The sequence below is a fragment of the Lacticaseibacillus suibinensis genome (genome assembly GCF_003946175.1).
In the GTDB taxonomy this organism is placed as follows: Bacteria; Bacillota; Bacilli; order Lactobacillales; family Lactobacillaceae; genus Lacticaseibacillus; species Lacticaseibacillus suibinensis.
Genome location: NZ_RHOK01000007.1, coordinates 64,868 through 91,522 on the forward strand (window position 1 = coordinate 64,868; position 26,655 = coordinate 91,522).

28 protein-coding genes are annotated in these 26,655 nt (G+C 53.6%); 14 read left to right on the forward strand and 14 right to left on the reverse strand.

Translation table 11 applies throughout. The features are described from left to right. Window positions 1–105: 105 nt before the first annotated feature. Together EKM90_RS04950 and EKM90_RS04955 are read left to right on the forward strand one after the other, a co-directional pair. On the forward strand, window positions 106–864 hold the full coding sequence (locus tag EKM90_RS04950; protein WP_125580289.1) for an ABC transporter ATP-binding protein: 759 nt from the start codon (window positions 106–108) through the stop codon (window positions 862–864). Next, a complete protein-coding gene (locus tag EKM90_RS04955) occupies window positions 848–2,185 on the forward strand; it encodes a hypothetical protein (protein ID WP_125580291.1) in 1,338 nt (445 codons plus the stop codon). The genes EKM90_RS04950 and EKM90_RS04955 overlap by 17 nt, the downstream gene beginning before the upstream one ends. 100 nt (window positions 2,186–2,285) lie before the next feature. Here the strand turns inward: EKM90_RS04955 and EKM90_RS04960 are convergent, their stop codons facing one another. From EKM90_RS04960 to EKM90_RS04985, 6 genes are read right to left on the reverse strand one after another with little or no spacing between them, the layout of a single operon-like run. After that, a complete protein-coding gene (locus EKM90_RS04960) occupies window positions 2,286–4,472 on the reverse strand; it encodes an alpha-galactosidase (protein ID WP_125580293.1) in 2,187 nt (728 codons plus the stop codon). A gap of 16 nt (window positions 4,473–4,488) precedes the next feature. Then, window positions 4,489–5,790 carry an RNA polymerase factor sigma-54 gene (gene rpoN, locus EKM90_RS04965; RefSeq protein WP_125580295.1) on the reverse strand — a complete coding sequence of 434 codons (1,302 nt, stop codon included), beginning with the start codon at window positions 5,788–5,790 and terminating at the stop codon, window positions 4,489–4,491. Between the two features lie 18 nt (window positions 5,791–5,808). Next, on the reverse strand, window positions 5,809–6,597 hold the full coding sequence (locus EKM90_RS04970; RefSeq protein ID WP_125580297.1) for an HAD family hydrolase: 789 nt from the start codon (window positions 6,595–6,597) through the stop codon (window positions 5,809–5,811). Further along, window positions 6,581–6,997 carry a PTS sugar transporter subunit IIA gene (locus EKM90_RS04975; protein ID WP_125580299.1) on the reverse strand — a complete coding sequence of 139 codons (417 nt, stop codon included), beginning with the start codon at window positions 6,995–6,997 and terminating at the stop codon, window positions 6,581–6,583. Before EKM90_RS04975 ends, EKM90_RS04970 begins: the two co-directional genes overlap by 17 nt. Before the next feature lie 42 nt (window positions 6,998–7,039). After that, window positions 7,040–7,969 carry a glycoside hydrolase family 43 protein gene (locus tag EKM90_RS04980; RefSeq protein ID WP_125580301.1) on the reverse strand — a complete coding sequence of 310 codons (930 nt, stop codon included), beginning with the start codon at window positions 7,967–7,969 and terminating at the stop codon, window positions 7,040–7,042. Continuing rightward, window positions 7,963–9,081 carry a glycoside hydrolase family protein gene (locus tag EKM90_RS04985; RefSeq protein WP_125580303.1) on the reverse strand — a complete coding sequence of 373 codons (1,119 nt, stop codon included), beginning with the start codon at window positions 9,079–9,081 and terminating at the stop codon, window positions 7,963–7,965. The genes EKM90_RS04980 and EKM90_RS04985 overlap by 7 nt, the downstream gene beginning before the upstream one ends. Before the next feature lie 278 nt (window positions 9,082–9,359). On the opposite strand from EKM90_RS04985, the gene EKM90_RS04990 reads away from it, so the two are divergent. The 3 genes from EKM90_RS04990 to EKM90_RS05000 are packed head-to-tail and all read left to right on the forward strand — an operon-like array spanning window position 9,360 to window position 11,922. Next, window positions 9,360–10,097: a metal ABC transporter ATP-binding protein gene (locus EKM90_RS04990; protein ID WP_125580305.1), complete on the forward strand. Its 738-nt coding sequence runs from the start codon at window positions 9,360–9,362 to the stop codon at window positions 10,095–10,097. Further along, the gene (locus tag EKM90_RS04995) at window positions 10,094–10,978 is read left to right on the forward strand and encodes a metal ABC transporter permease (protein ID WP_125580307.1); all 885 of its coding nucleotides are present in this window, start codon (window positions 10,094–10,096) and stop codon (window positions 10,976–10,978) included. The genes EKM90_RS04990 and EKM90_RS04995 overlap by 4 nt, the downstream gene beginning before the upstream one ends. Then, window positions 10,978–11,922: a metal ABC transporter solute-binding protein, Zn/Mn family gene (locus tag EKM90_RS05000; protein WP_125580308.1), complete on the forward strand. Its 945-nt coding sequence runs from the start codon at window positions 10,978–10,980 to the stop codon at window positions 11,920–11,922. Before EKM90_RS04995 ends, EKM90_RS05000 begins: the two co-directional genes overlap by 1 nt. Before the next feature lie 91 nt (window positions 11,923–12,013). On the opposite strand, the gene EKM90_RS05005 is transcribed toward EKM90_RS05000, so the two are convergent. Continuing rightward, window positions 12,014–12,829: a Cof-type HAD-IIB family hydrolase gene (locus EKM90_RS05005; RefSeq protein WP_125580310.1), complete on the reverse strand. Its 816-nt coding sequence runs from the start codon at window positions 12,827–12,829 to the stop codon at window positions 12,014–12,016. A 101-nt stretch (window positions 12,830–12,930) separates the two neighbouring features. Here EKM90_RS05005 and EKM90_RS05010 point away from each other — a divergent pair, with 101 nt between their 5' ends. The 7 genes from EKM90_RS05010 to EKM90_RS13185 all read left to right on the forward strand — a co-directional run bounded on the left by EKM90_RS05010 (window position 12,931) and on the right by EKM90_RS13185 (window position 18,197). Then, window positions 12,931–13,779 carry an AraC family transcriptional regulator gene (locus tag EKM90_RS05010; protein ID WP_164507860.1) on the forward strand — a complete coding sequence of 283 codons (849 nt, stop codon included), beginning with the start codon at window positions 12,931–12,933 and terminating at the stop codon, window positions 13,777–13,779. Window positions 13,780–14,103: 324 nt separating this feature from the next. After that, on the forward strand, window positions 14,104–14,805 hold the full coding sequence (locus tag EKM90_RS05015; RefSeq protein ID WP_125580314.1) for a hypothetical protein: 702 nt from the start codon (window positions 14,104–14,106) through the stop codon (window positions 14,803–14,805). Beyond that, window positions 14,790–15,473, forward strand: coding sequence for a response regulator transcription factor (locus EKM90_RS05020; RefSeq protein WP_125580316.1), 684 nt, complete (start codon window positions 14,790–14,792; stop codon window positions 15,471–15,473). The genes EKM90_RS05015 and EKM90_RS05020 overlap by 16 nt, the downstream gene beginning before the upstream one ends. Beyond that, complete coding sequence (locus EKM90_RS05025; protein WP_164507861.1) at window positions 15,460–16,512, forward strand: HAMP domain-containing sensor histidine kinase; 1,053 nt, start codon at window positions 15,460–15,462, stop codon at window positions 16,510–16,512. The genes EKM90_RS05020 and EKM90_RS05025 overlap by 14 nt, the downstream gene beginning before the upstream one ends. A gap of 146 nt (window positions 16,513–16,658) precedes the next feature. After that, the gene (locus EKM90_RS05030; RefSeq protein WP_125580320.1) at window positions 16,659–17,171 is read left to right on the forward strand and encodes a hypothetical protein; all 513 of its coding nucleotides are present in this window, start codon (window positions 16,659–16,661) and stop codon (window positions 17,169–17,171) included. Between the two features lie 138 nt (window positions 17,172–17,309). Continuing rightward, window positions 17,310–17,576: a hypothetical protein gene (locus tag EKM90_RS05035; RefSeq protein ID WP_125580322.1), complete on the forward strand. Its 267-nt coding sequence runs from the start codon at window positions 17,310–17,312 to the stop codon at window positions 17,574–17,576. A 9-nt stretch (window positions 17,577–17,585) separates the two neighbouring features. Then, window positions 17,586–18,197, forward strand: coding sequence for a CatB-related O-acetyltransferase (locus EKM90_RS13185; protein ID WP_318530978.1), 612 nt, complete (start codon window positions 17,586–17,588; stop codon window positions 18,195–18,197). A 150-nt stretch (window positions 18,198–18,347) separates the two neighbouring features. Here the strand turns inward: EKM90_RS13185 and EKM90_RS05045 are convergent, their stop codons facing one another. Next, window positions 18,348–18,620 (reverse strand): zinc-ribbon domain-containing protein, encoded by a 273-nt coding sequence (locus EKM90_RS05045; protein WP_125580326.1) that lies wholly within the window; start codon window positions 18,618–18,620, stop codon window positions 18,348–18,350. Between the two features lie 173 nt (window positions 18,621–18,793). Here EKM90_RS05045 and EKM90_RS05050 point away from each other — a divergent pair, with 173 nt between their 5' ends. Then, the gene (locus EKM90_RS05050; RefSeq protein ID WP_125580328.1) at window positions 18,794–19,351 is read left to right on the forward strand and encodes a TMEM175 family protein; all 558 of its coding nucleotides are present in this window, start codon (window positions 18,794–18,796) and stop codon (window positions 19,349–19,351) included. A gap of 48 nt (window positions 19,352–19,399) precedes the next feature. On the opposite strand, the gene EKM90_RS05055 is transcribed toward EKM90_RS05050, so the two are convergent. From EKM90_RS05055 to EKM90_RS05085, 6 genes are all read right to left on the reverse strand, one after another. Next, a complete protein-coding gene (locus EKM90_RS05055; RefSeq protein WP_125580330.1) occupies window positions 19,400–19,987 on the reverse strand; it encodes an NAD(P)H-dependent oxidoreductase in 588 nt (195 codons plus the stop codon). A gap of 62 nt (window positions 19,988–20,049) precedes the next feature. After that, window positions 20,050–20,610, reverse strand: a complete 561-nt coding sequence (locus EKM90_RS05060; RefSeq protein ID WP_125580332.1) for a Crp/Fnr family transcriptional regulator — start codon at window positions 20,608–20,610, stop codon at window positions 20,050–20,052. Continuing rightward, window positions 20,607–21,215: a YdeI/OmpD-associated family protein gene (locus tag EKM90_RS13020; protein ID WP_225422727.1), complete on the reverse strand. Its 609-nt coding sequence runs from the start codon at window positions 21,213–21,215 to the stop codon at window positions 20,607–20,609. The genes EKM90_RS05060 and EKM90_RS13020 overlap by 4 nt, the downstream gene beginning before the upstream one ends. A 106-nt stretch (window positions 21,216–21,321) precedes the next feature. Next, the gene (locus EKM90_RS05075; protein ID WP_125580334.1) at window positions 21,322–22,596 is read right to left on the reverse strand and encodes a PTS sugar transporter subunit IIC; all 1,275 of its coding nucleotides are present in this window, start codon (window positions 22,594–22,596) and stop codon (window positions 21,322–21,324) included. After that, on the reverse strand, window positions 22,596–23,882 hold the full coding sequence (locus tag EKM90_RS05080) for an apiosidase-like domain-containing protein (protein ID WP_125580336.1): 1,287 nt from the start codon (window positions 23,880–23,882) through the stop codon (window positions 22,596–22,598). Before EKM90_RS05080 ends, EKM90_RS05075 begins: the two co-directional genes overlap by 1 nt. A 195-nt stretch (window positions 23,883–24,077) precedes the next feature. Next, window positions 24,078–25,082: a substrate-binding domain-containing protein gene (locus EKM90_RS05085; protein ID WP_125580338.1), complete on the reverse strand. Its 1,005-nt coding sequence runs from the start codon at window positions 25,080–25,082 to the stop codon at window positions 24,078–24,080. Between the two features lie 133 nt (window positions 25,083–25,215). On the opposite strand from EKM90_RS05085, the gene EKM90_RS05090 reads away from it, so the two are divergent. Next, a complete protein-coding gene (locus EKM90_RS05090; RefSeq protein ID WP_125580340.1) occupies window positions 25,216–26,655 on the forward strand; it encodes an L-fucose/L-arabinose isomerase family protein in 1,440 nt (479 codons plus the stop codon).

The window sequence follows — 26,655 nt, forward strand, 5'->3', positions numbered from 1 at the left end:
CATACAGGCCATGTTTCAATTAGCGCTTCTGCTTGTCCGCGCGTAGCGACTTTGCGTGGTCATCTTAGGCGGTGGTATGATTTGAAAAAGGGGGGGGTGAAGACGGTGGCGTTCATAGAAATTCAGCATCTAACCAAGCGTTACGGGCAACGACAGGCAGTGCTAGATGATCTCAGTTTAGACATCGCTGCCAATGAATTCGTCGGTATCATGGGGCCAAGTGGGGTAGGCAAGTCAACCTTGCTTAACATCATCGCAACCTTGAAGAAACCAACCGCAGGCACCGTCTTCGTCGCCGGTCAGCCAGTGACAAAGTGGCGTGACGCCAAAGCAGCCAACTTTCGCCGCACCCAATTGGGCTTGATGATTCAGGATTTCCGCTTGTTACCAAACTTGACCATTGGCGATAACATCGCGCTGCCTTTGACCATCTTGCCACCACAGCCCAAAGACTTGGCCGACCGGGTTGCTCAAGTTGCGGCGCAATTTTCTTTGGTTCCGCTTTTGACGCGCTACCCCCATCAACTAAGCATTGGCCAGCAGCAGCGCGTTGCCGCCGCCCGGGCCATCATCACCAAGCCAAGGCTAATTTTAGCTGATGAACCGACGGCGAGCCTCGATTCTCATGCCGCCACCACTTTCCTCCAGCACCTCGCCAAGTTACATCACGAGGCTCACACAACCACTATCTTGGTCACCCACGATGCCTTCACCGCGAGTTTTTGTGACCGCATTGTCTTTATCAAAGATGGGCGATTTTTTGCTGCGGTAACCTCAAAAGGCAATCAACAACAATTCTTTGAGCAAATCGTTGAAACAGCGGCAATTAGCGGTGGAAGGTGGCGCGATGAGACGATTAATTAAACCCTTGAGGTCCCATGCCGCTTTAGGCCGCGTCTTGATGTTCGCTGGCGGGGCACTAGCGACAGTTTTGTACGCTTTATTGTCAATTCTGGCCACCTCGGCGGTGATGCGCGGGGTCACGCCCGCAATCGCAACGCTACTTAAACAGTGCTTATGGACTTTGGTTGGGGTACTCAGCGGGCTTGAAGTGCTCGTAATGGGGTATCTCTATCAACAGATGCTTTCGCACTATCGCACTGAGTTTCAGCTATATCGGACGCTAGGCATGCCGTTATGGTACCTCGCTTTGCGCTTGATCGGCGAAAACGGCCTCTGGGCTATCCTGACCAGCGGAATCGGTGTCGCCGCTGGTTTTATCGGTTCTAAGTTTTTTGCGATGTGGTTGTTTCGAATGATGTCACTGCCGTTGAACACTGGCCTCCTATGGTCTGCCCGGGCGGCAAGCCAACTGCTGATTGGCTACACGATTGGCTATAGCCTATTAGCGGTGACTGGCTGGTTACGTTTTTGCCGCCCTTTAGGCAGTCAAGATCGCCACAAACCGACCAGCCATCGTCGCCTTAACGACCGCTGGCAATGGCTGATAGCATTACTGGCGCCATTGGGTTTATTGGCCAGCGACTATGGGCTAGCCCACTGGTCAACCACGCCGCCAACCATTAGTGCTTGGTTGAGCTTAACCATGATTGGAATCTTTGCCGTGTGTGCTTTTACCCTACCAGCAGGATTGGCGCTCATTGCCCGGACTCCTGGCATCCGGCAACATGCAACGCGATTACTGAGCGTAGCAACCTGTCGCCAATTATTACAGCGGTACTGGCTGACGATGGGCTTGACAGCAGGCCTGCTCAGTGGCGGAATTGCACTGTTATTAAGTGGCTTGATGCAATATCAAGCCCTCCATACGGCCAAAACGCCACTCCTCTTTTTGGCCACTTTGGCGACCGTTGACGGCGTTGGTGTTGATGCTGCCGCCGGGATAACCTTGTTCACAACCACCATGCTTAGTTTTGCCATGCTGGTCGCCGCTGCCATTATCCTGGGCTTGGTGCAGCGCTTAAACGCATGGGTCCAAAATGACGCCACAACGTTATATCAATTGGGTATGCCCCGCGCAGCGCTTGTGCGGATCAAACAACTCCAAGCTGGGTTAGTTGCCGGTTTGCCTTTATTATTGGGGGTCCTCAATACTGTGGTCATCTTAGCTGGCAGAATGACCTTATTGCAGCATGAGCACAACAACAGTTGGTTCATGCTCGTATCGGTACTTCTGTATCTTGCTGTCGTGCAAATCGTCAGTCGCAGCAGCGCTAACGACTGATGATGTGACCGGCGGAAAGTCATTGCGGCACCCGGTACAGGAGCCAAAAATCGCGCCAGCAGCAGTGACCTCAACTGCTGCTGGCGCGATTTTGCTCTCCTTACTTGACGCGCTTAAACACCCAGCGCTGACTGACAAAATCCCCTTGCGGTTTGGCAATGGCGACGCCCACCGCCATCAGGTATGCGGCCGGATAAATTTGGCCGTCTGTTGCCTGCCACAGGCTATCCGCTGGTAAAGCCAAGGCTTTTAGCCGCTTCATCACGGTATTCGGCTGCGCCAAGACGTTCACATGATCGATGATCAAAGTGGTGGCGTCCAGCTTTTGCCAGGCGTATTCATTGCGTTCGTCATACACGGCGAGCCAGTCCAGCTGACCCATTTGCAGTGTCTGACGCAGTGGCTTATACGCGCTCACCTCAGCTTTGATTTGCGCCAAGGTCGCCTCATCACAGGCCAATAAGTTAAGCTCGTAGCCGCAAGCGCCAAACTCGGCCACCGCCGCCCGCGTGGCCAGTGGCGTGGTGCGGCCGGTTTGCTGATTGGGCACCATCGACACGTGGCAGGACAAGGCTTGCGGCGGATAAATAAAGCTCGTGCCGCGCTGAATCCCCAGCCGCGCAATCGCGTCGGTATCATCTGACGTCCAGATTTGCGGCGCATAAGCGAGCATCCCAGCATCAAAACGCCCGCCGCCGCCAGCACAGCCTTCAAACATCACCTGCGGATGCGCGCTGGTGACCGCCTGTAGCACCCGGTACAACCCTAGGAGATAACGATGCCGCAACTCTCCTTGCCGCTCAGCGGGCAAAGCTGGGGTGTAAAGATCGGTGAGATTGCGATTCATGTCCCATTTCACGTAATCAATGTCATGCTCATCCAGCAAGGCATTCAGCGCTTTGATCAGGTGATCCTGCACCTCGACGCGGCCCAGGTCCAAGGCATAAGTGTGCCGGGCCAGGCTCGGGGTGTGGTGCGGGTCACGAATGATCCAATCGGGATGGTCATGATACAGATGCGAGTTAGGGGAGACCATTTCCGGCTCCACCCAAATACCAAAATCCAAACCCAGTTTTTGAATCTCGGTAATCAAATGATCAAGGCCACCGAGCTTGGCTTCATTCGGCCACCAGTCGCCCAGCGCTGTGGTTTCATCATCTCGGCCATCGCCGAACCACCCGTCATCCAAGACGAAGCGTTCAATCCCCACGGCAGCCGCTTTTTGGGCCAACGCCACCAACGTCTTTTCATCAAAATCAAAGAACGTGGCTTCCCAGTTATTGATGACCAGCGGCCGCTCCTGCTTGGCAAAAACCGCCGGCAACAGGCGGTCGGTGTAGAGCTGCTGGAAGTGGTGGCTCACCGTGCGCAACCCGCTGGTGCCAAGCGCAATCACAGCTTGCGGCGTGGTGAAACTGGCCTCAGGCGTTAAGGTCCAATCGAACTGCCAATCATTCAAGCCTAGCTGGACTCGAGCGTTCTGGTGCATATCGACTTGCACCTGCGCCAAAAAATCCCCGCTGTAAATCAAGTTGGCCGCCAGCGCCGCCCCTTGCTGCCAATCCGTATGCGGCTGGGCCAGCACCACCGTTGGCTGCTGCCCATGGCCACTGGCGCCGCGCATCGAATCCACCCCTTGCAGCCCTGGTTGCAACGCCCGCCGCACCGGCTGGGCTTCGCGGCCCCAAGCGCCGGAAAAGGTGATGAGGTCTGCCTGATCAGACAAAAAGTCCCAGGACCACGATAAGGCGCGGGTCACGTGCAGCTTGGCATGGCCGGTGTTTTTGATCACCACATGCTGGGCAAAGGTGTCATGCGCGGCATCGGCTTCAATGTACAAGGTCACCGTGATGGATGCGGCTTCATCCGCTAAGGTGAGCGCCAGCCCGCTGGCCTCGGCTGCCGGTAGCGCGCGCAGCGCTGGCAAGTCAGCCGGCGTCGGCAACTGGTCCAGCCACTGCGCGCTTTGAAAGCGTAAATCCAAGACTTCTGACCCACTTTCCTGCCGCACCATCAACGCGGGCCGGCGCATATCAGGCGTGCCGAAGGTCGGATACAGCAGTGGCAACTGCTCAAGCCGAAAATCGTGAATGCCATCGGTGTCCGCCAGGTAGCTGGCGCGACCCATTTCAGTGATGATGCCGCCTAGCTTAGTGCCCACTGGGAGGCGCTGGCCTAAGTACAAGGCCACGACATGGCCAGTGGCAAGCACCCCGATACTCATTTGATTGTGCTTGGTGCGTAAATCGAATTGATGAATCAGTTGTTTGGCTGCTTGGGCCTCCATGATAACTTTCCTTTCTTTATGGCTGTTTCCGCGCATGCGCTGGCGCGATGCCGGCTTTTTGCCGATACTTGGCGACGGTGCGCCGCGCGACGGCAAAATGAGCCGCGGCGAGCTGCTTGGCTAAGGCTTCATCGCTCAACGGATGCTTAGAATCTTCTGCCGCCACCAGTTGTTTGAGCGCCTTGATCAGCTGATCCGTGGAATGCGCCGCCTCGGTTGCCACCGCTGGCGCGTAGCGCGAGAAGAACATTTTCAGCGGGAACACGCCAAAATCGGTTTGCAAATACTTGCCATTAATCGCCCGCGAGACGGTGGATTCCGCAATCTGCAAAGTCTGGGCAATATCCCGCAGCAAAAGCGGCGCCAAGGGCTGCTGAGGATTCTCAAAATAGGCGAATTGGCGCCGCACAATTTCCCGGCCAATCGTGGTCAGCGTGTTTTCGCGCCGCTGCAAAGCGTATTCCAGCGCGCGAAACTGCTCTTTTTTGGCCTGCAAGTACTCCCGCGCCTCAGCGTCCGCTGTGGCTTTCAGCTCATCATAGGTGGCCTGGGCGAAAATCAGCTCGGCCTGGCCCCGCCGATTGAGCTTCAGGCTAGCTTTGCCGTCGCGCACGGTGACCGTCAGCTCCGGCACCACAAATTCAACCGGCGTATGGTTATACGCCAAGCCGGGATCGGCCGACAGGGTTTGCACGTAATGCAAGCAGGCGGTGAGTCCAGCATCATCCAGGCCTAATGCCTGTTTGATGGGCTGATACCGGTGGGCCACTAAATCGTCAAAATGCTCCTGCAGCAGCGCCAATACCCCGTCTGGAATCGGATCTGGGTCTTGCTCCGCTTGCAAATACAAGCATTCCTGCAAGTCATGGGCGCCCACGCCTGGTGGATCCAGTCGCTGCAGCAAGGTTTTGGCATCGGCCAGCGTGATCGCGTCGATGCCCAGCTCCTTTTGAATCTCGGCATCACTTAGCGGCAGATACCCACGCGGATCGAGCTGCTGCACTAGGTAAATCACCAAGGTGCGCAGTGGCGTATCACGCATGGTCAGCTGCGCTTGAGTCAACAGATACTCGAACAAGGATTGATGCGTATCTGCTAACGGCTGCTCGGCGGCTGGGGCCCCTGGCGCCGCTGGCGGTGCTAAGTGCGTGCGCACCTCCAGCAGCGGATTTTCCAGGCTGACGTTTTTGAGGTAATCGATCAGATCCAAGGCGTCGAGCTGCAGCATTAAAATGGACTGCCGCATCCCTTGCGTCAACGTGAACTTCTGGACTTGAGTTTGATTTTGCACAAAATCGAACTGTTGCGTGGGTTTCACGTGAATCCTCTCCTTTCGTTAAAGTAGCGTCCTCACCACTTGGGCGACCCCATCAAACGCGCGGTTATCCACCACCTGATCCGCCGCGACTTGCACCACGGGCAAGGCGTTGCTCATCGCCACCCCGAGCCCCGCCCCGTGCAGCAGCGCAGCATCATTTTCATAATCACCAAACGCCACCGTGGCCGCCATGGCAATGCCGCGCAAGGCGCATAAATGCTGCAAGCCGGTTAATTTATTGACGCCTGGCGCGGTCATTTCGAGAAAATGCGTATCCGTCCAGCTGCAGGTCACCGCAGTTTGCGACCGCACGGCGGCCGCTGCGGCTTCCAGGGCGGGGCGTTCACCGCTAAAACTTAGCTTATAAATCGTGGTAGTTTGAACAGCTGTGGTCAAAGCGGTTAAATCATGTGGTAGCTCCTTCAAATACCCGGGCACCCAGGTGGCAGCTGGCGGCACGTACTCAAACCCGGCCTCAAGCGCTGACAGCGACAAATTCAAGCCAAACTGTTGGCCAATCGCCATCAGCGTCGTCAGTTGCGCCGGCGTCAAGGCGGTGCTGGCAATCACTTGATTGTCGGCATCGGCAATGCAGGCACCATTGAAGAAAATCTTATCGCCGCGCACCCCTAGTGCCTGGTACAGCGCTGCAATCGAGGCCAATCGCCGCCCGGAGGCCACCACAAACGCATACCCAGCCGCAACGGCCTGGCGAATGGCGTTGGCGTTTTGAAGCGAAGGCTGGCCCTGCGCATTCAAAAAAGTCCGGTCAAGATCCGTGCAAATCAGCTTAAAAGAAGGGGTCATCTTCGGTCACTTTTTGCAGTTTGACTTCTTGAATGCCTTGCTGGGCCTGCTGCATGATGTGCTGCAAGCTGTCTTGGTCGAACTGCTGGGCCAGCACCAGCTGCAAAACCAGCGCCAAGTTCATGCCGCCAATCAGCTGCACATTGGCATGCACTAACAGGGCCATGCAGGCGTTACACATGGAACCGCCCACCAAGTCCGCCAAAATCAGCACCGGTTCTTCCGCCGGCAAGGTTTTGGCAATTTGAGCCACCACATCATCCGGTTTTTGCCCCGGCATCAGCCCATAAGCACTCAGCTGCGGCTGGGTGCCGGCGATCATTTCTACGGCATGTTTCATGCCTGCTGCAAGCTGATTATGTGAAACCAGAATAATTTTAACCACGTTGACCATCTCCATGTTGACTTCTTCGTTCGAATTTAGTGTGCAATCTGCTGCACACTAGCCATTGACGGCAGTGTTGCGCTGCAACGGCTGATCCACCCACGGCACCACCAAATCGCGGCCGTGAATTTCAATCGGTAAAATGCTGTAGCCAGAATGCTGCAAATCCTCACGCTGCCAATGATCCAGCAGCAGATACCACTGGCCTTGGTACTGAAAGCCAAAGGTTGGCTGCCCGTCATAGGTCGTCGCCTTTTTTGGGCCCTCGCAAGGATTATCAATCAGCTTCTGATTGGCCACCAGAAAGTGCGACCGGGAAAATAGCGCTGGATTAGGCCGCCAGCCGGTGGTGCCACTGGTGATGGTGAAATACCACTCACCTTCATGGAAAATCACCGGGGCCTCGCGTTCTTGATCAATGAACAGCTTGCGCACTTCGCCGGTCACGCCCAGGTAATCCGGCGTCAAATTGGCCACGTACAGCGTTTTGTTCATGTTGGCACTGTGGACCAGATAAGCCTGGCCGTTTTCTTCATATAGCGTCATATCGCGGCTGTCAAAATTGTTCGGGCGCAGAATTTGCTGGACCGTGAACGGCCCTGTCGGCTGCTTGGCTGTGGCGACGAGGCAGCCAGCGAAGCGGTAATCCGGCGTGTCAAAATGGCACCACATCACGAATTGCTTGGTCTGGGCATTGAACAACACCTTGGGCCGCTCCACAATCGATTCTGCCTGCACCTGCTGGCTAGGATCACTGGCGGCTGTCAGCACGTCGCCGACCCGGTGCCAGGTCAGCAAATCGGTGGAGCGATAGCAACCAATCCCGACAAACGGGACGCGGCTGGTGCCAGCAATGTTCGCGACGCCTTTGTCTTCCCCGTACCAGAAATATTCACCTTCATAAGGGACAATGCTGCCACCATGGGCCTGAATGAGCGCCCCTTGGTCATCGTGCCAGGGCTGGCCGTTTACATTAGCGATTACCATAGCAAGAAGTCCTTTCCCAGCAAGCGCAAAATTCCTTCCACAAAATAGTAATCGCCGTAAATCAGCGGCCGTTCCAGCTCGCTTTGGGCATCATGGTACGCCGGCGTGGCATCTTGCACAATCCCATCAGTCGCCAAATTCCAATCGGCATGGTGGTCGGCAATCGCCTTCAGCATGCGGGTGGCGGCATTCACGTACAGCGGGCGCTCTAATTCCGGCACATGCTTGGCAATTTCCAGCATCCCGCAAGCTGCGCAGGCGCTGGCTGAAGTATCCACTAGCACTGGCTCGGCTGGTGCCCGGAAATCTACCAGCGGCACATCCCCGGTCGTAGCAACGTTAGCGATAAAGTAGTTGGCGACTTTTTTGGCCGTATCAAGATACGCCACTTCATGGGTGTGCGCATAAGCCAGCGCAAAGCCGCTGATCGCCCAGGCCTGCCCGCGTGACCAACTAGATCCCACGCCGTAGCCTTGACCGCCCAAGGTTTCCACTAGCTCGCCGGTGTTGGGGTCAAAGACCGCAATATGGGCCACGGAACCATCTGGGCGCACGATATTTTCCATCACGGTGTGCGCGTGATCATCAGCGATGAACTTAAAGCGCGGATCCTTCAAGACGTCGGTCGCCCAGTACAGCAGTTGAATGTTGAACATCGAATCGATGATCACCCAGCCAGCGCGGTCGCGATTCCACGAACGAATGAACTTGCCGCGCGGGTTGTAGCGCCCCGCCAGCAGCTCGGCGGCGTGCAAGCCGCGCTGCAGTGAGCGCTCGGAGCCGGTTAAGCGGTAATCCGCCACCGCGGTCGGTAGCCACATAAAGCCGACGTCATGGTGCAAGCCCTTGAATTCCAGAAAGGCTTGATCAAGCTTGGCCTCCAGCCCCCGCGCCGTTTCCGCCGCTGCTTCATCGCCGGTGGCGTGATTCAGTTGCCAGAGCAGCCCACCCCAAAAGCCGTTGGTCCACCAAGTAATATCATTAGATTTATCGTCGTAGCGGCCATCCTTGACGATATACGGAATGCCGGCGCCAATGCGCTCCCGTTCCGCCGCCACTTTGGCGATGATTTTTTGGTAAGTGGCTTCCAGCCACGCTTGATTATCTGTCATGTGATCCTCCTACTGTGATTGTCTCACTGTTCACCCTGCTATAAGCAAAAAGCGTGCCAAAATGTGTGGACCAGCATCAAAGTTCCGCCGCTGGTGGTTTTCACAGCCTAACCCGGCCGGTTTCTTGGTGCCGCTAAAATTTTTCTCTGCCTCGGTCATCATAGGCGCCTGTTGCCCGCCTTGCTGCCTTTACCGCGATTTTACTTGTATAAAGTAACGGTTTTCGATACAATAGATTTGAAAGAAATTTAGTCATGCCTAAAAATTGGAGGGGTTCCATGTTAACCATCAAGAACCTCACCGTTGCTTACGATGCCACACCAGTGCTTGCTGATGCGACCGTGAACTTTAACGCCGGCAAAATCACTGGGATCATCGGTCCCAATGGTGCAGGAAAATCAACGCTCATCAAGGCCACGTTAGGCCTGATTAAAAGCCAAAGCGGCACTGCCGAATTCAACGGCCAGCCGCTCAGTCACCAAAAAAAAGCCATTGCCTACGTCGAGCAGCGCAAAGACCTTGATCTCAGTTTCCCCATTAATGTCTTAGACGTTGTGCTCACCGGCACCTATGCCGACTTAGGCCTGCTCCGCAGCCCCGGCAAGGCGCAGCGGCAAGCCGCGCTGGCCGCTTTGGACCAGGTCGGCATGACCGCCTTTGCCCAACGCCAAATCGGCAACCTGTCAGGCGGCCAGCTGCAGCGCGTCTTCGTGGCGCGGGCGATCGTCCAACAAGCCGACCTCATCATCCTCGATGAACCGTTTGTCGGCATTGATTTGCAAAGTGAAAATGCCATCATGGCGATTTTGCAGCAATGGCGTGACGCCGGTAAAACCATCATTGTGGTGCACCATGACTTAAATAAAGTCACCCGTTACTTCGATGACCTGGTGGTGATGAACCACGGCATTGTCGACTACGGCCCGGTCAATGAGGTTTACACGGCCCGCAACATTGAACAAACCTTCTCGGCGGACCTCTCCGCGGTTTTATTCGATCAGGAGGTGCAAGCATGACCACGATTACCGAATTCTTCGCGGCCTTGAGCCGCTACGACTTTTTGCAAAGTGCCCTACTCACTGCCATCATGGTCGGCATTATGTCTGGCATTATCGGCAGCTTCATTATCTTGCGTGGGATGTCCTTGATGGGTGACGCAATTTCCCATGCGGTGCTGCCAGGGGTAGCCGTGGCGTACATGCTGGGCATCAACGTGCTGGTGGGCGCCTCCGTGTTCGGCATTTTGGCGGCGCTACTGATTGGCTTCGTCGCCGCGCACAGTAAGGTCAAAACCGACACCGCCATCGGGGTGGTGTTCTCGGCCTTTTACGCCTTGGGGTTCATCCTGATCTCCATGGCGGAAAGCGCGACGAACCTGCATCATATTCTGTTCGGGAATATCCTCGCTGTCAGCAACCATGACATCATGACCACCGCCATTGTGCTGGGCATTGTGATTTTGTTCGTCACCATTTTCTACAAAGAGCTGCTCATCACCTCGTTTGATGAAACCTTCGCCGCCACTTATGGCCTGAAGGTGCAGCTCATTCACTACAGCCTGATGCTGGTTTTGACGCTGGTCACGGTGTCGGCGCTGCAAACGGTGGGTATCATTCTGGTGGTGGCGATGCTGATCACCCCGGCTGCCACCGCCTTTCTGTGGACCAACCGTTTGTCTTTGATGCTGATTTTATCCGCGGCCTTCGGGGTGGTTTCCGCCACTATCGGCTTGTATCTCAGCTACACCTTCAACTGGGCATCAGGCCCGGCGATTGTGCTGGTCGCCGCCGCCTTCTTCGCCATCGCCTTCATCTTCTCGCCGAAGCAAGGCTTTGTGCGGCTGAAGGCCAGCCTCGGCAAAAAAGCGCGGCCTAAGCTCAGCCAGGAGGTGCGCTGATGAAACGCATCTGGATCGCCCTCGCTGCCGTGGTCGCCATGCTCTCCGGCGTCTACTGGTTCCTCAGCGGTCGCGCTGACGCACCGCAAGCCAAAGCCCCCGGTCAAAAACTGCGCATCGTCACCACCAACTCGATTTTGGAGGATATGGTGCACAATGTCGGCCAAGACCGCATCGAACTCTACAGCATCGTGCAGCGCGGCGTGGACCCGCATGAATACGAGCCTAAGCCAACCGATATTGCCCAGGCCACCGAGGCCGATTTGATTTTCCATAACGGCCTGAACCTCGAAACCGGCGGCAGCGGCTGGTTTAACAAACTGGTGGCAACCGCGCATAAACACTTCGATGAAGACGTGTTCGCCGCAAGTACCGGTGTGAAGGCGCAGCACCTCACCACCAACGTCAACGAGCAAGACCCACACGCCTGGCTCGATTTGGCCAATGGCATGCAATACGTCAAAACCATCACCGCTAAAATGAAGGCGGCGGACCCCGCCAATGCCGAGTATTATCAGCAAAACGCGGACCGCTACCTCGCTAAACTGGGCGCCTTGCACCAAACCGCTCAGTCGCAGTTCCTTGATTTACCGGCCAGCCAGCGCCTGCTGGTCACTTCCGAAGGCGCGTTCAAGTACTTCGCCGCCTCGTACCACGTCACACCGGCGTATATCTGGGAAATTAACACCGAATCGCAAGGCACGCCAGAGCAAATGGCAATGGTGCTCGCCAAAATTAGAAGCTCTGATGTGCGCAGTCTGTTCGTTGAAACTTCGGTGTCTCCGAAAGCGATGAACAAGGTGGCCCAGGAAACCGGCCTCAAAGTGTTCTCAAAGGTCTTCACCGACTCGCTCGCCAAACAAGGCCAGCCCGGTGATACCTACTACGACATGATGAAGTGGAACCTTGATCATATCCATGCTGGGCTGAGCGTCACCAACTAGATTTTCCTCGACCGCAGTTGCTGCACATGCTGCGGTTTTTTGGTGCGACCACACAAAAAGGGCCGCACGCGGCGACCCTTCTTGTGGTCAGTTAGGCCTTCAACACAAACTTCTCAATGGCCTTGGAGATGCCATCATTGTCATTAGTATCTGTAATGTAATCAGCATGCGCCTTGGCGAGTTCGGAGCCATTGCCCATGCAGACCGCCAGGCCCACCGTGCTGAACATCGCCAGATCATTGCCTTCGTCTCCGAAGCCCATCATTTCGTCTGGCGTGATGCCAATGGTTTCACCCAACGCCTTCAAGCCTTGGCCCTTGTCGACGCCTTTCGCCATCGCTTCCAGGAAGTAACGGCCGGCGCGAATGACCGAATAATCATCCCCAAATGCCGCCCGCACGGAATCTTCCACCCCGTCGAGCAGGTCTTGGGTGCCGACGAACAGGCCCTTGGCAATTGCAAAATTTGCAGGTAATTCCTCCGGCTGGCGGATAAACAGCCCGGCTTCATTTTCCACGGCTTGCACAGCGGTAATAAAGTCCACATCGTGATCAGCGGTGTAGATTTGGCTATTTTCATCCAGCACGTTGAAGGGAATGTCATGCGCTGCAGCAAAAGCGGTCAAGGTCCGGTAGCCGGCATTGTCAATCAGCTGCTTGGCCACCACTTGGCCGGTGATGGATTCAATCACGGCGCCGTTGTAGGTCACCACATACTGCTCCGGCCCAGCCACGCCGAGTTCCGTCAGGTACGGCTTCACCCCAGCTAACGGCCGACCGGTGCACAACACAATTTTTAGGCCGCGCTCTAGGCAGGCTTTGATTGCCGTCAGCGTGCTCGGCAGGATTTTGCCTTGTGAAGAGAGCAGGGTATCATCGATATCTAAAGCAATGAGTTTGATGGTCATGAGATTCCTCCTTGTGATTCGCTTTTCTTCATCGTAGCATGAAAGAAAGCGCTAACTGGTCAACTTTAAAACCAATGCCAGACAGTTTGGAGGTTTTTGCGATGCCGATTTTATTTGAGCAAGTCGAACAGTGGCCCAACTTGCCCTTCAAGTTTTTTCAAAATGATCCGCGGGAAGGCATCGATTACCCGGCCCACTGGCACCCTGGCATTGAGCTGAACTTTCTGGTGGCAGGCGCACCGCTCACTTTTACCGCTAATGGCGTCCCTTATCGCTATCACCCTGGCGATTGCTGGGCCACTGACCGCCGGGTGATTCACAGTGCCAGCGGCGACTCGCAAGCCACCTGGGACGAGTTTGGCTTCATTATCGATGAGACCTTTCTAGCGCACAAGCTCCCTAGCAGCGGCCAGTGGCTCGTGCAGATGCAAGGCGACCAGCCGCGGCAAGCGCACCCTGAAGCCTACCAAGCCATCTACGACCATGGTCTCGCCATCCGCGACCTGATTGCCGCCGGTGTCGATGAGTATCGGCGGCTGGCGATTTTGAGCCACTTTTACGCGCTGCTGATTGAACTGGGCCAGCACTTCACCACCAGCGTTTCCCAAACCGTGACCGCTAATCCGCACCTGGTGGACCAGGTGATGGCCGTAATCAATCGCGACTATGCCAAACCGCTGCATGGCCCGGAACTGGCCGCAGCGGCACATGTTTCTTTAACCACCTTGAACCAGCAATTCCAGGCCCACCTGCAACTTACCGTTGGCGGCTACTTGCGCCTCGTGCGCCTGCTTAACGCCCGGCGGCTGTTGATTGAAACCACCAGTAGCATTGATTACATCGCGGCGGTGTGCGGTTTTGGCAGCACCAAGAGCTTCCAGCGCAACTTCAAAACCTGGACCGGCCAGTCGCCGGCGCAGTTCCGGGAGCTGCCGACGCAGAAACCGTAGGCCACTCACGAATTGACCCCGCAAATAGCGATTGCCACCGCTCATGGCAATCGCTATTTGGTTACCACCAGACGAATTAACATTTCAGCAACATCTTAGCAACATTTCACCAATGCCCCTCAACTATGCTGGCATTATCAAACTTAGAGGAGCAAATGGCGCTACAACCATTCAAACTGGTGACCCTCGCCGGTCGCGCCGGAAGCATTCTTTTTGCTATCCTTTTTCCCGCCTGCAACCACTGGCCGACTGACTGATATTTTTGAGGAGAACGGGGCGAACTAGGCTATACTCAATTTAGCCAACCGCCTGGAGGATCAAATCATGCTCAATTTCATCATTGAACGATTTCATCTACCAATCCATCTCGACCATCGCCGTGATCGGATTGCTTTATATGCGGCATTATCCGTACCCATCAGTTTGCTGATGGCCGCGACCAAATTGCTTCTGGGGGTGGTTTTTCTCTCCAGTTGGTTGCTGATTTTCGGTGCTTATTACACCGTCCTCTTAACCGTCAAAGTCCTGGCCTTGTGGCGCTACCATCGTATTCGCGTCAGTGATTCGCCGGTCATGGCAAAAATCCAAGCAGAACAGGCGTTTTTAACTTTAGGCGGCCTGGGTTTTTGTCTGATTGGCGTTACCTTCGGCATTTTCTGCTATGTCATGTATCGGCATGGTTACAACCAGCAGTTTGACTTGAACGCCGCACTGGTGATTGCCATGATTGGCTTTACCAAACTGACCGCCGCAATCATCGGGCTGGTGCGTTCGCGGCATCTGCTGAGTCCCTTGATCACGCTCCTCAAAGCATACAGCGTCGCTGATGGCATGACCGCAATGGTACTGACGCAATATGCGCTGTTGACCTACCAGCACAGTGCCAGCGTCTCCACGACGACCGGACTGTTTGGCATGGCCATCAGTGTGGTGGTCATTCTGGTTGGTCTTTGGATCACGTTGTTTGCCGCGCATCGTGATTTAACTCAAGAAGAAAACGAGGAAAGCTCATGCAACAAATACTAGTCGTCGAAGATGATGAAAAATTCAACGCCATTCTGACCCGGACTCTGACCCAGGCCGGCTACCAGGCCGCTGGGGCCTTAAGTGCCAATGCCGCGTACAACCTGATGTACGACCAAACTTTCGACTTGATCCTCTCTGATATCATGATGCCTGACATTGATGGCTATTCATTCGCCGAAACCGTCCGCCGCACGGATCCCGCCATTCCTATTCTTTTCATCACGGCCCGCGACGACATCGCCTCCAAAGAGAAAGGCTTCAACATCGGGATCGATGACTACATGATCAAGCCCATTCAGCTCGATGAGTTGAAACTGCGCGTCCACGCCTTACTCCGCCGGGCCAACATCGGCAAAACCAGCCGGCTCGTGGTGGGTAATGTCAGCCTGGATCAGGAAGGGCGAGTCGCCTTGCTCAATGGCGAAGAAGTGGCCCTCACTGTGCGCGAGTTCAACCTGCTCACCAAATTTCTAACTTATCCCGGCCACGCCTTTTCACGCGCCGAATTAATCAATGAATTCTGGGACCTTGATAGCGAAACTTCGATGCGCGCAGTCGATGTCTACATTACCAAGCTACGCGATAAATTCGCCACCGCTGACGGTTTCGCCATCAAAACCGTTCACGGCCTCGGCTACAAAGGAGTCCTGCTTAATGGCGAAAAATAAGCCTACTTTTCGCGCCCAAGCGGCCAGCTTCTCTTGGATCGAACTCACCATTTTGTTTCTAGGCTTCGGCCTTTTGGCAGCGGTGCCAGGGCTGATCTATAGCGGCGACTGGCAAAGTGTGCTTTCGCCTTTTGCCGGCTGGTATTTGCTCTATTGTTTGCTGGTGGCAATCGGGTTTGCCTTGCTGGCGGCGTGGCAACGCTATCGCACTTTTGCCAAGCCGCTGCAGGCCCTAAGCATCGCCGCCGAAAAAGTGGCAAGTGGTGATTACTCCGTTTACTTGCCGCCAGTCCACCGCCCGGAGCGCTACGATTACCTCGATGCTATGTTTGCTAATTTTAACACCATGGTCGCCGAACTCGGCTCGATTGAAACTCTACGCGGTGACTTTGTGGCGAATGTGTCGCATGAATTTAAGCGGCCACTCGCCGTCATCAAAAGCTATTCTGAAGCCTTGCAAAAAGACGATCTCGATTCTGAAACGCAAGCGGCCTATCTTGCGACCATCAACACTGCGGCTACTGACTTGGCAGATTTGGTGTCAAATATTTTGCGCCTCAATAAGTTAGAAACCCAAACCACCCAGCCGGAGCGCACCACTTTTGACTTGGTTGAACAGCTGACGCAGGTCATCTTCGCCAGCGACCCTAGGTTAGATGAGCACCAATTAGAGCTGGCAGTCGCCATGCCGGAAAAACTGGCCATGATGGGTGATCCTGAGCTGTTGAAAGTCGTCTGGAACAATCTGCTGGCCAATGCCATCAAGTTTACGCCAGATCATGGCACCATTACGCTTGCGGTCAAGGCTCAGGCCCAGCATGTGGCAGTCAGCTTCACCGATACCGGCATCGGCATGGACCAGGCTACCCAGACCCATATGTTTCAGAAGTTCTTCCAAGGTGACCGCTCCCACGCGGGCCTCGGCAACGGTCTAGGCTTGGCCATGGTCGCTTCAATCCTGAAATTAGTCCACGGCCACATCGCCGTCACCAGTGAAGTTGGCGTCGGTAGCACTTTCACCGTAACGCTTCCTCGCTAACGCTTTCGCCTACGCATTGTGCGTGGGCGAATTTTTTTGGCTACTTTTGCGAATTAACATCTCAGCAACATCTCGTGAACATTTCGCCAATACTTGCTGGCTATACTGACGTTGTTAATTAGTTAAGCCAAAAGGAGCTCAATATCATGACAGAAAACAACTTTATCGCTTTCGAATATTTCGAACAACGCATCCCCAAAACGATGCAAAATGCCTACATCGACGGCTACGCCAATTTCGGCTGGGCAGTCATCGACCAAACCCCAGACATCGGCAAAAACACGGTCACCTTAAAACTCAAGCGTGACCGCAACCTCCCGGAAAAAGCCAACCTCAATCGCCTGCAAAAACAATTTGAACAGGAAATGGCGGCGGCGGCCGGGCTGGAACGGAGCAAAGCTTCCTACCCCACCATCATCGCCATGACCATCGGTTTGATTGGCACCGCGTTTATGGCCGGCTCGGTGTTCGCCGTCACGAATCAGCTCGTCATTCTCTGCGCTATTCTGGCCGTTCCGGCCTTTATCGGCTGGGCACTTGGCTATTTCAGCTACGGCTGGGCTAAGACCCGCCGCATCGCCAAAGTCGCCCCAATTTTGGAACAAGCCTATGACGCCGCCGCAGCGTATTGTCAGCAAGCTTTCCAGCTGCTGCACTGAGGCGATGCCCATGAAGCAACGTCAACTCCTAGTGCTGGTCGCCTTATCCAGTGCGCTGGCATTGATCTGGCGGCAAACAACGCGCCGGCCGAACATCAAGCTCCCCACTCACCGTTAATCTAGAAAGAGGTATTCAAAATGTTACTAGCCATCCTTACTGCTGTTATTGTCGGTTTCGCCATGGGGGCCGTGGTTTATGCCATCGACCGAATCTGGCACGAAAAAAGTCTCATCATGTTGGGCTTAGATTTCGTGTTTGGTGCCTTAGGTAGCTATTCCGGCACCTACCTTGTCAATTACGGACCGCACCTGCTTGGCATCGATCTCCTCCCGGCACTGGCAGGCGGCCTCGTGCTCAGCTTCGTCATCACTTATGCCGTCCGCAAATTCATCTTCAGAAAGTAGGTCATGCTCATGTGGATTGAAAATCAAAAACTCGCCAGCAACGTTCTCGTCGGCCGTCACAACTTTTACGATGCCGCGGATGGGGCCGACTTCAACACCGAAAATATTCTATACAATCGTCCCGGCCACAATCGTTTGCTCATCGGCAGCTTCTGCAGTTTTGCCCGCAACGTGCGCTTTATTATGGGAGCGGCTAACCACCCCATGAACACGTTCTCCACCTTCATTTTTCCTGAATTAGACCGGGACTTGCTTGCGCTGCAAGGCATGACCAAAGCCGATATGCCCGTTAAACGCGACACGGTCATTGGCAATGATGTCTGGATCGGCCGCCACGCCGTCATTATGCCTGGGGTGCAAATTGGCGACGGCGCCGTCATTGGTGCCTATGCCCTGGTCACGAAAGACGTCCCTGCCTATGCCATCGTGGGCGGCAATCCCGCCAAAATTATTCGTTCCCGCTTCGACCAAACGACGATTGACTGGCTAGAAGCATTTCAATGGTGGCAGTATGATGACACCATGCTTGAACTTTTGGTGCCACAGTTGACCTCGGTGCATACCACCGAAGCCCGGCAGCGATTGGAGACCTTGGTGAGCGAACACCGGCTTGCCTCGTAACGTCGCCTGGCTTGTGGCAGATGAAACGGCTGGTTCTAGCTGCTTTGAAAGCAGTGATCTAGTCGTGATGCCGCTAAGAATCAGGTAACAAATCAAAAGCCGTGTTGTTTCACGTGAAACAACACGGCTTTTGGCTGGTTTTTGCCTTTCCTACGCCTTGACGTCAGGCGCCGGCGTACTCAAGGCAGCCATCAGGTATTCCAGCTCTGCCTTGGCGTCAGCAGACCGGCCGCGGCCACAAATCGGGCACACTGCAGCGTATTGCCGGCGATAGGTAAATAACGGGATCCAAAACAGCGTGAAGTGGCGGCCAATTTCCACGGCCTCATAATGCACATCGTTATTGAAGTGCTCACAATGCACCAAACCCTCAGTCTCACTTAATCTTTTCTGGTAACCGCGGCTACCCCAAACAATGAACATAGCGCCCACTCGCTTTCATTTAGTAATCGTAGTATAACGCAAGAACTAAATTGTACTGATCCCACGTCAGATAGACAAGAACGGGTATAATTGGTTTATTCCAAACTGAAAGTAGGCCGATTCTTGATGACTATCATTACGACACATGACTGCTGCACGCCTTGGTGCCTGTCATGATCCAAGGCAAAACTTTAGAGCGCCTCATTGCCTTTACAGACGCCATTGTGGCGGTGGCGATCACATTATTAGTGCTACCGCTGACCGATTTTTTTGCGACGTTAACCGCCGGCAACTTGGCAACGCGGCTGCAGTCGGTGACCTTTGCCCACCTGTTGCTCGGAGTCTTGATTTCGTTTTTCACCGTGTTCAGCTTCTGGAATGGTCACCGACGCACGTTAGCGCCAGTCACTGCCCTCAGTAAAAGCGGCTACTGGGCCAATGTCTTATGGCTGCTGGCCATCGTGCTGATTCCCGCGTCCACCCGCCTCATCGTGGATAATACTGGCCGCCTGGGCCTAATGCTTTACACTGCGGTGCTGCTGTTCGGCTCTGCCGTCAGTGTCTGGTTGCGTCACGCCGTCAATCACCGCGTCCAAGCGGCTGATTTCATCACCAGCGCTTTGCTGGTGGTGATACTCGGGCTGGCTTGGGCGTTGCCAGGGCTTGGTTCAAATCTATTTTTCGTCCTATTTGCCGCCTTGCCGCTGCATCGGCTGGTGAAACGAAAATAACCACCAGCACGCGGCCAGTGGTCAATATAGCCTGCTAATTCGCAAGCGTTAGCTTTGCGCCCCGATGCGCTTAGCACGATTCAGCCAAGCCTCACGCTTCGCTGGGGTACTTTTTTTCACCATGGCACAGTTTTGCCAGGTGACATGCTTCAGCCCCATTTTCTTCAAAGTCCCACGCACCAAAGCGCGTTGAATGGCTTGGCCGAACACGAACCGGTACAGCAGACTGGGCGTGTTCATGGTCGTCATGATGGTTGTGCGCTGCGCTTTAATGAGCGGGGCCATCCCGCTGAGACTTTTGCGATAGGTGAAGGTTTCGCCAGGAAAAATTACCTTGTCGATGAAGCCTTTCATCATCGCTGGCATCAATTCCCACCAAATCGGGAAAATCAGCACCAGCTGATCAGCAGCCTTTACCGTCTGGATGTAAGCTTTGGCTTGCTCATCAACGGCCTGATGCTTCAAGAAGCCAATCAGATCAGCACTGTGCATCACTGGATCAAACCCATCTGCCTCCAAGTCGAGCACCGTGACCGTTTTGCCGGCGGCTTCGGCGCCTGATTTCACAGCCATCATCAACGCATGGCAGAAACTCCCATCATAAGGATGACAGGTCACAATAACAATATTTTTCATTCGACTAACCTCGCTTTCATCATGAGATTAGTCGCTTATTGGCCCCGCCGCATTAACCTTTGTTAAGCGGGCGGGGTCTTTTTTAGCCGCTGCCGAATGCGCGACAAGGACACTGGCGTGATGCCCAAATAAGTCGCCAGTTCATATTGCGGCACCCGCGTCAGCAAATCCGGCCGCTCGGCTTGAAGCCGCAAGTAGCGCTGCTCCGGCGTCAGCTCCAGCAAATTCAAGAAGTACTGGGTGTAGGTAATAAACCGATGGCAAATGCGATCCGTGAAGGCCGCCAGCGCCTGTGGATCCCTTTGCAAAGCAGCGCGAAACGCCGCCACCGGCACTGCCACCACCTCAGTGGGCTCTATGGCCGTAATCGAAAATAGGCTCGGTTCGCCGAGATAGAAGCTTTCAAACGAGGCCACAGCTTCACCGACGAAGAAAAATTGCACTGTGACGTCATCGCCATCCGCATTGTGCCAAAGCCTTAAGCCGCCTTTTTCCACGAAGAAAAGCTGCGTTGCCACTTCCCCTTCGCGCAGCAAATCCTCCCCCGCGGCAAAATGGCGCCTCGTCCCTGCTTGCTTAACCGCGGCGATTTGCTGCTGCCATTGACTTAAGTCTTCCGTCATCGCTGTCGCCAGCTCATTTTCATGAAAACATCCCCAGCACGCAGCTCTTCCAGCATTTGATCAAGGCGCTTTTGCTGGGTCGCTTCGCGCTTCGCCTGCGTAATCCACCCCAGATAGTCGTTGCGCTGATATGGCGGTCTGGCTTCGTAGGCTGTCATCAAATCGGCGGCAATTAAGGCATCACGAATCGCCGCCGGCATTGCCACTTTCGGCTTCGGGGTGCGGCGCGGTTTAGCGGCGCCGCTTTGCACCTGGGCAAGCTGCCATTGCACCATTTTAGTGATCAGGGCCGCCGGTAGCGGCTGATCTAGGGGCAAGTGGACCGCCCCTTTACTGTGGCGATAACGGGTCAACTCAGCGGCAAACTGTACAATGGGGCCGCTGGTCGGGTAAAAGCCCAGATAGCCCTCCCCAGCATCAAAATAGGCAATCGCTTGCCCTTGCCAAAACATCGGCATTTGATAGCTGATGCGCTCTTCAGCTTCCGGCAGCGCTGCTTTTAAGATGGCATACATGGCCTTTAGCGGCGGCTGCACCACCGGATTTTGGGCGGCAATGAACGCCGGGATGGTGGTGATGTTGGTGGTATCAGTTTTTTCTCTCATGGCGTAACCTCCAGATGCCGTCATTATAACCCAGCAAGGGCGAGGCAAAAAATTCATAAAAAAAAGAACCGCGACTGCGGTTCTTTTCCCTAGCTCAAATATCATGCTATTCTGCAGCGGTTTCTTCGGCCAAAGTCTTACGATCGAGTAACTTAACAAATGGCAGATAAACCACACAGCCAATGGCGATCAAAACGACTTGCAGTACAGAAGCCTTCCACCCACCAGCGATAAAGGCATTCAGCAAAACTGGTGTCCCAAACGGCACTTGAATCCCGTTCAAATGTGGTACGAGGCCAACGGCGATTGCCGCATAAGCAACGACTGTCTGAATCATCGGCACTGTGACAAATGGCACCAGCATCACTGGATTTAAAATCATAGGCAGGCCGAAGATGACAGGTTCATTAATGGTAAACAGGCCTGGAATGGCACTCAAGTTAGCAATGGTCCGCAACTGCTTGGCCTTAGCGATAATTAAGATGACAATCAAGAGCGAAAGTGTCCCGCCGGCACCGCCAATCCCGGAGAAAATGTTATAGAAGGTATAGCCGAGGATATTGGGTAACTGCGAATTGGCAACCCCTTTTTGAAGGGCATCCATGTTAGCAACATCCATTGGCAAATACAGTGCTGTGACGAAGCTCCCAACTAACAATGAACCATGAATCCCGAAAAACCAGAAGACCATCTGAATCAACAGGATAAACAGCAATGACCAAACGCTGGAAGAAAGATGCTGGAGTGGCGTCGCCAAGATGGCATAAATAAACGCTGAGAATGAACCAAAACTAGTTTTGCCAAACAGGGCGGCCACAATGATAGCTGCTGTTGCTGAAATTGAAACCGGGACTAACCCAGCGAAAGTTTTCGAAACAAATGGTGGCACCCCTGCAGGCATCTTAATCCCGATGTTCTTTTGAGCAAAAAAGATATAAATCCGGACAAAAATTAACGCTGCAATCATCGCGGTAAACAGGCCCTGGGCCCCCAACTTGGAAAGATCAAGGGTGGTTGTCTGCTTAACCGTCAAAAATGGGGTCAGCACCAAGAAGGAAAACAGCCCAAGCATCCCGGCTGGAATAGCATCAACATCGTAATTCTTAGCGAGCTGATACCCGATCATGAAAGCTGAATAGATAGCAATACAGCCGACTGTCACGGTGTAGGCAGCAGATAAGTATGAGGCGATACCAATCGTATTTAGAAAATTAGTCCAAGGCTTGATTGGTAAAGAGGCAAGTAACAAAGAAATCGAACCAACGATTAACATCGGTAAAGTGCCCATCAAACCATTGGAAATAGCCTTTAAGTAATTGTTAGCCGAGACTTTTTCGGCCGCGGCGATAGCCTTGTTTGTAAAATCACTGGACTTACTCATCATAAAGCTCCTTTCGAGTCAGATACTTGTTTAATCAGCACCACTGAATCTGCTTCCGCCCGACTTTGACTCAGCCAATTTTGCTCAATTGCAAGTGGCCTGTTGGTCCGGTTAGCAAGATCATAAATCGTTGCGGCAGCATTAACTTTTAAATTAAGCGTGCTGAGATCAATTTTTGTATTGGATGGCACATAGAGCACATACTGCTGATGGTCTGGGCTACTGCCAACGCGAATACTATCATCCTTCAACTGCGCGGCCACTGGCACAATGCCATCAGGAAACTGTTGACTGACAAACTGCTTCATCAGCGCCATATCATCGGCGCCGCCAAAGTGAAGCGCATCGCGCCAGTCAAACGGGGCATCAAACCCTTCCCCTTCGACAATGCCAAATTTTTTACCTTGCCGATGCCAGCTCCAAATCCCATGGGCCCCATAGGTAATACCAGCATTAGCACCTGACAAAACCGAACTCCAAGCAGCCTGGCGCACATCCCTGGCACTATAGCGCCCATAGAGATTGCGGCTATAACTGATCTGCTCATAGCAGGGTTCCGCGTTAATGATCGGCTTGGTGTAACCTTGAGCGCGCAGCTGGCTAGGAATTAAGTACGCCGTGTTTTGTCCGGCCAGATTATGACCAGATTGATAACTGAAGAAATCAGCCTGCTGATAAAAATCTTCTGGCAACTCAGCCAACCGGCCTTTAATGTGGAAGGAATACAGCGCGCTAGGATCATTCTCCTTGGCCACTTTCAGCGCCTGCGCGTAGTAACGAACCGTTTCCTCAGTCGGGAAATCTGTATCGCCACTGACGAAATACAGGGGTTGATACTGCTGATACCGTTTGGTGACATAAGCCACATAAGGTTCAATCTCGTCGAATGGCATCTGATTGTTAAACGCCATCTTGGCGGCCCAAGTCCCAGGGACAAAGTTCGACCACAGTAGCACTAATGCTGGTGTCATGTGATGGTCGCGGACCATCGCAATCATTTTCTCTGCCCGGTCAAAGTAGGCTTCGTTAAGTTGGGAAAAGTCATAAGTATAGTGAACGCCATCTTGCTGGCGCGGAAACGGCCAAATATTGAGGTCTGATTCACTGGCATCCCACTGACTGAGCATGTTGATCTGCACCGTGTTGAAACCTTGGCTGGCGCGATAGTCGAGGTAATAATTCCATTCATCTAGGGTGATATTCGTAAAAGCGCTCCAACAAGTATCCGCTAGATAAAAGAATGGGTGCCCATCTTCATAAAACTGCGTGCCCTTCACGGTAAGCACACAACCACCTCCATTGAAAAAAAGAATCGATCATGATAGCGATTAAACTAAACTAGAAAATGAATTCGCTTTCCTGTGCACATTCTTAAACTATCACCAAACTAAATTCTGGTCAAGCTTATTTTACTAAACTAAAAATAAACAAAATGACCGGTCCGCTGGCTAGCGGTACCGGTCATTTTTGATGTCACAATTTTATAAGGATTGCCGTTTAACCAAGGTTGTTGCCACAAGCGTTTTCTGTGGGTTCCAGCTGGTGCTGGTGAGCTGTCCTTGCAACTGATGGAGTGCTTGACGCGCCATCTGCTCAACCGGCACATGAATGGTTGAGAGCTCTGGCGAAATTAACGAGGCTTCATAAATATCATCAAACCCCATCACCGCTAACTTATCCGGGACACTGATAGCTGCACGTTGCGCCGCTTTGATGAGCCGAATGGCGATGTAGTCATCTTCGCAGAAAATGGTCTCTGGCAGTGAATCGGCTTTCAGATCAAGGCCTTGGGGATCTTGGTCAGTAGGCGAAAGCAAGTAGAAGTGGTCATTGGCAATCTTGACCCCGGCATCGCTGAGGGCCTCACGGAAACCACGGCGGCGCTCATTAAAGTTAGACATCGGTTTATCCGAAGCAAAATAGCCGATATTCTTATACCCTTGCTGCAACATGTAGCGCGCGGCCAGTTGAGCGCCTTGATAGTTATCCATCGTGACGAAATCAGCCATGACATCCTCAAAGTAGGTGTCGAGGAACACCACATGATTGAGGCGCCGCCGAATTAGCCGGGTTTGGGCCTTTGACAGATCAGTGCCGAGTACCAGCACCCCGTTTTGGCTGGTGTTGGCGACATTTTCTAACCGATCAGCCAAATCGTTGGCTTCAACCGTCACCGTTCGGAGACTACCGCCCTGCTGCCCCACATCTGCTGACAAAGCAGAAATCAGGCTGTTGAAGAAGGGCAGGCTGCGATAGTTGTCTTGCACCAAACCGCTGGTGGTGACAACGAGGAAGGTCACCTCACCCATGCCAACCGTGTCATCGCGGCGACTTTTCCGCAGCGGCGTGTAGCCTTGTTCATCAATAATTTTAAGGATTTTCTGTCGTGTTTCTTCACTAATGCCTTCCTTGCCATTGATCGCGATTGAAACCGCGGACTTGGAGACATTCGCCATTTTGGCGATATCACTCATTTTAAGCGCCATCTGAATTGGCTCCTCTCATTTCAACTAAAAGAATACTAAATTAAGCAAATAAAAGCAAAATCTGTTGCGCTTTGTCAACTAAAATAATACACTAAGTTTTGTAAACAAACAATTTAGTTTAGGAGGAATTACCATGAACAACCAAATTACGCTTGGTTTTGCGCCGACGCGGCGCAATATTTTCTCTGCTGATGCGGCCATTGAATTCGCTGACTTAACGCGAGCTAAACTGGATGCGATGAAGGTCAATTATGTCGACATCAAAGATGTGAACAGCGATGGTCTGTTGTACGACGATGCCGGTCAGGAGAAGATTGCCGCTAAATTCAAAGCGGCTCATATCGACGGGTTATTTCTCGCCAACGAAAATTTCGGGACTGAATATGAATGTGCCCGCCTCGCCAAACAATTCGATGTTCCAGTGCTGCTATGGGGCCCAAAGGATGAAGCGCCAGCGGCTGATGGCTCCCGCTTGCGCGACACCCAGTGTGGCCTGTTCGCCATTGGGAAGGTCCTGCGCCGGTTCAACGTTCCTTTCACCTACCTCGTCAATGTCGATATCGATGACCCTGAGTTTGAGCGCGGCGTGCGGGACTTCATCAAGGTCTGCAACGTGGTGAAGACTTTCAAGAACACCCGGATTTTACAAGTGGGCCCGCGGCCGTTTGATTTTTGGTCCACGATGGTCAATGAAGGCGAGTTGCTGGAGAAGTTCAACATCTCCTTATCGCCAATTCCCCTTGAGGAAATCGTAGCGGAAATTCGCCGGGTTCAAGCAGACGACCAGCCTGGCGTGGCAGCCGTGATGACCAAATACCGCCAGCTCGCCGATGTCGCCATCAGTGATCACGATTTAGCCATGGTGGCGGCACTCAAAGTCGCCTTGACCAACAAAATGACCGAATACGGCTGCAACGCCGGCGCCATTCAGTGCTGGACCGCCTTGCAAGACGAAATTGGAATTTTACCTTATGCCTCTGAATCGCTGCTCCAAGATGAAGGCACCCCAGTCACCTGCGAAACCGATATTCACGGGGTTATTTCTGAATTGCTGGTCGAAGCCGCTACTATGGGGGATGAAAAGGCCATTTTTGCCGATGTCAACTGCCGCCATCCTGAAAACCCCAATGGCGAGTTGCTCCAGCATCTGGGCGTCTTTCCTTTCTCGACGGCCAAAAACAAGCCACAATTGCCGCCCTCTCACTTTGTCTTCGACTTCCCTGGCTCCGTTGGGTTCCAAGCCAAAGACGGGGATTACACCTTGTGCCGTTTTGATGGCGACCATGGTGAATATTCCATGTTGATGGGTAACGCCACCACCTGCGAAGGGCCCTATGAACAAGGCACCTATCTGTGGTTGCAATTTGCCAACCTCAACCGCTTTGAAACCAAGCTTGTTTACGGCCCGTATATTCACCATATGGCAGCAGTTCGTGCCGACGTGGTGCCGATTCTCTATGAAGCCTGCAAGTATCTTAACGTAAAGCCGGACTTCTACGATCCAATCGAAGAAGACGTCCAAGCTTATCTACGCGGCGACTTAGATTCGGTTGCCCGCGCGCCGCGCCACTAG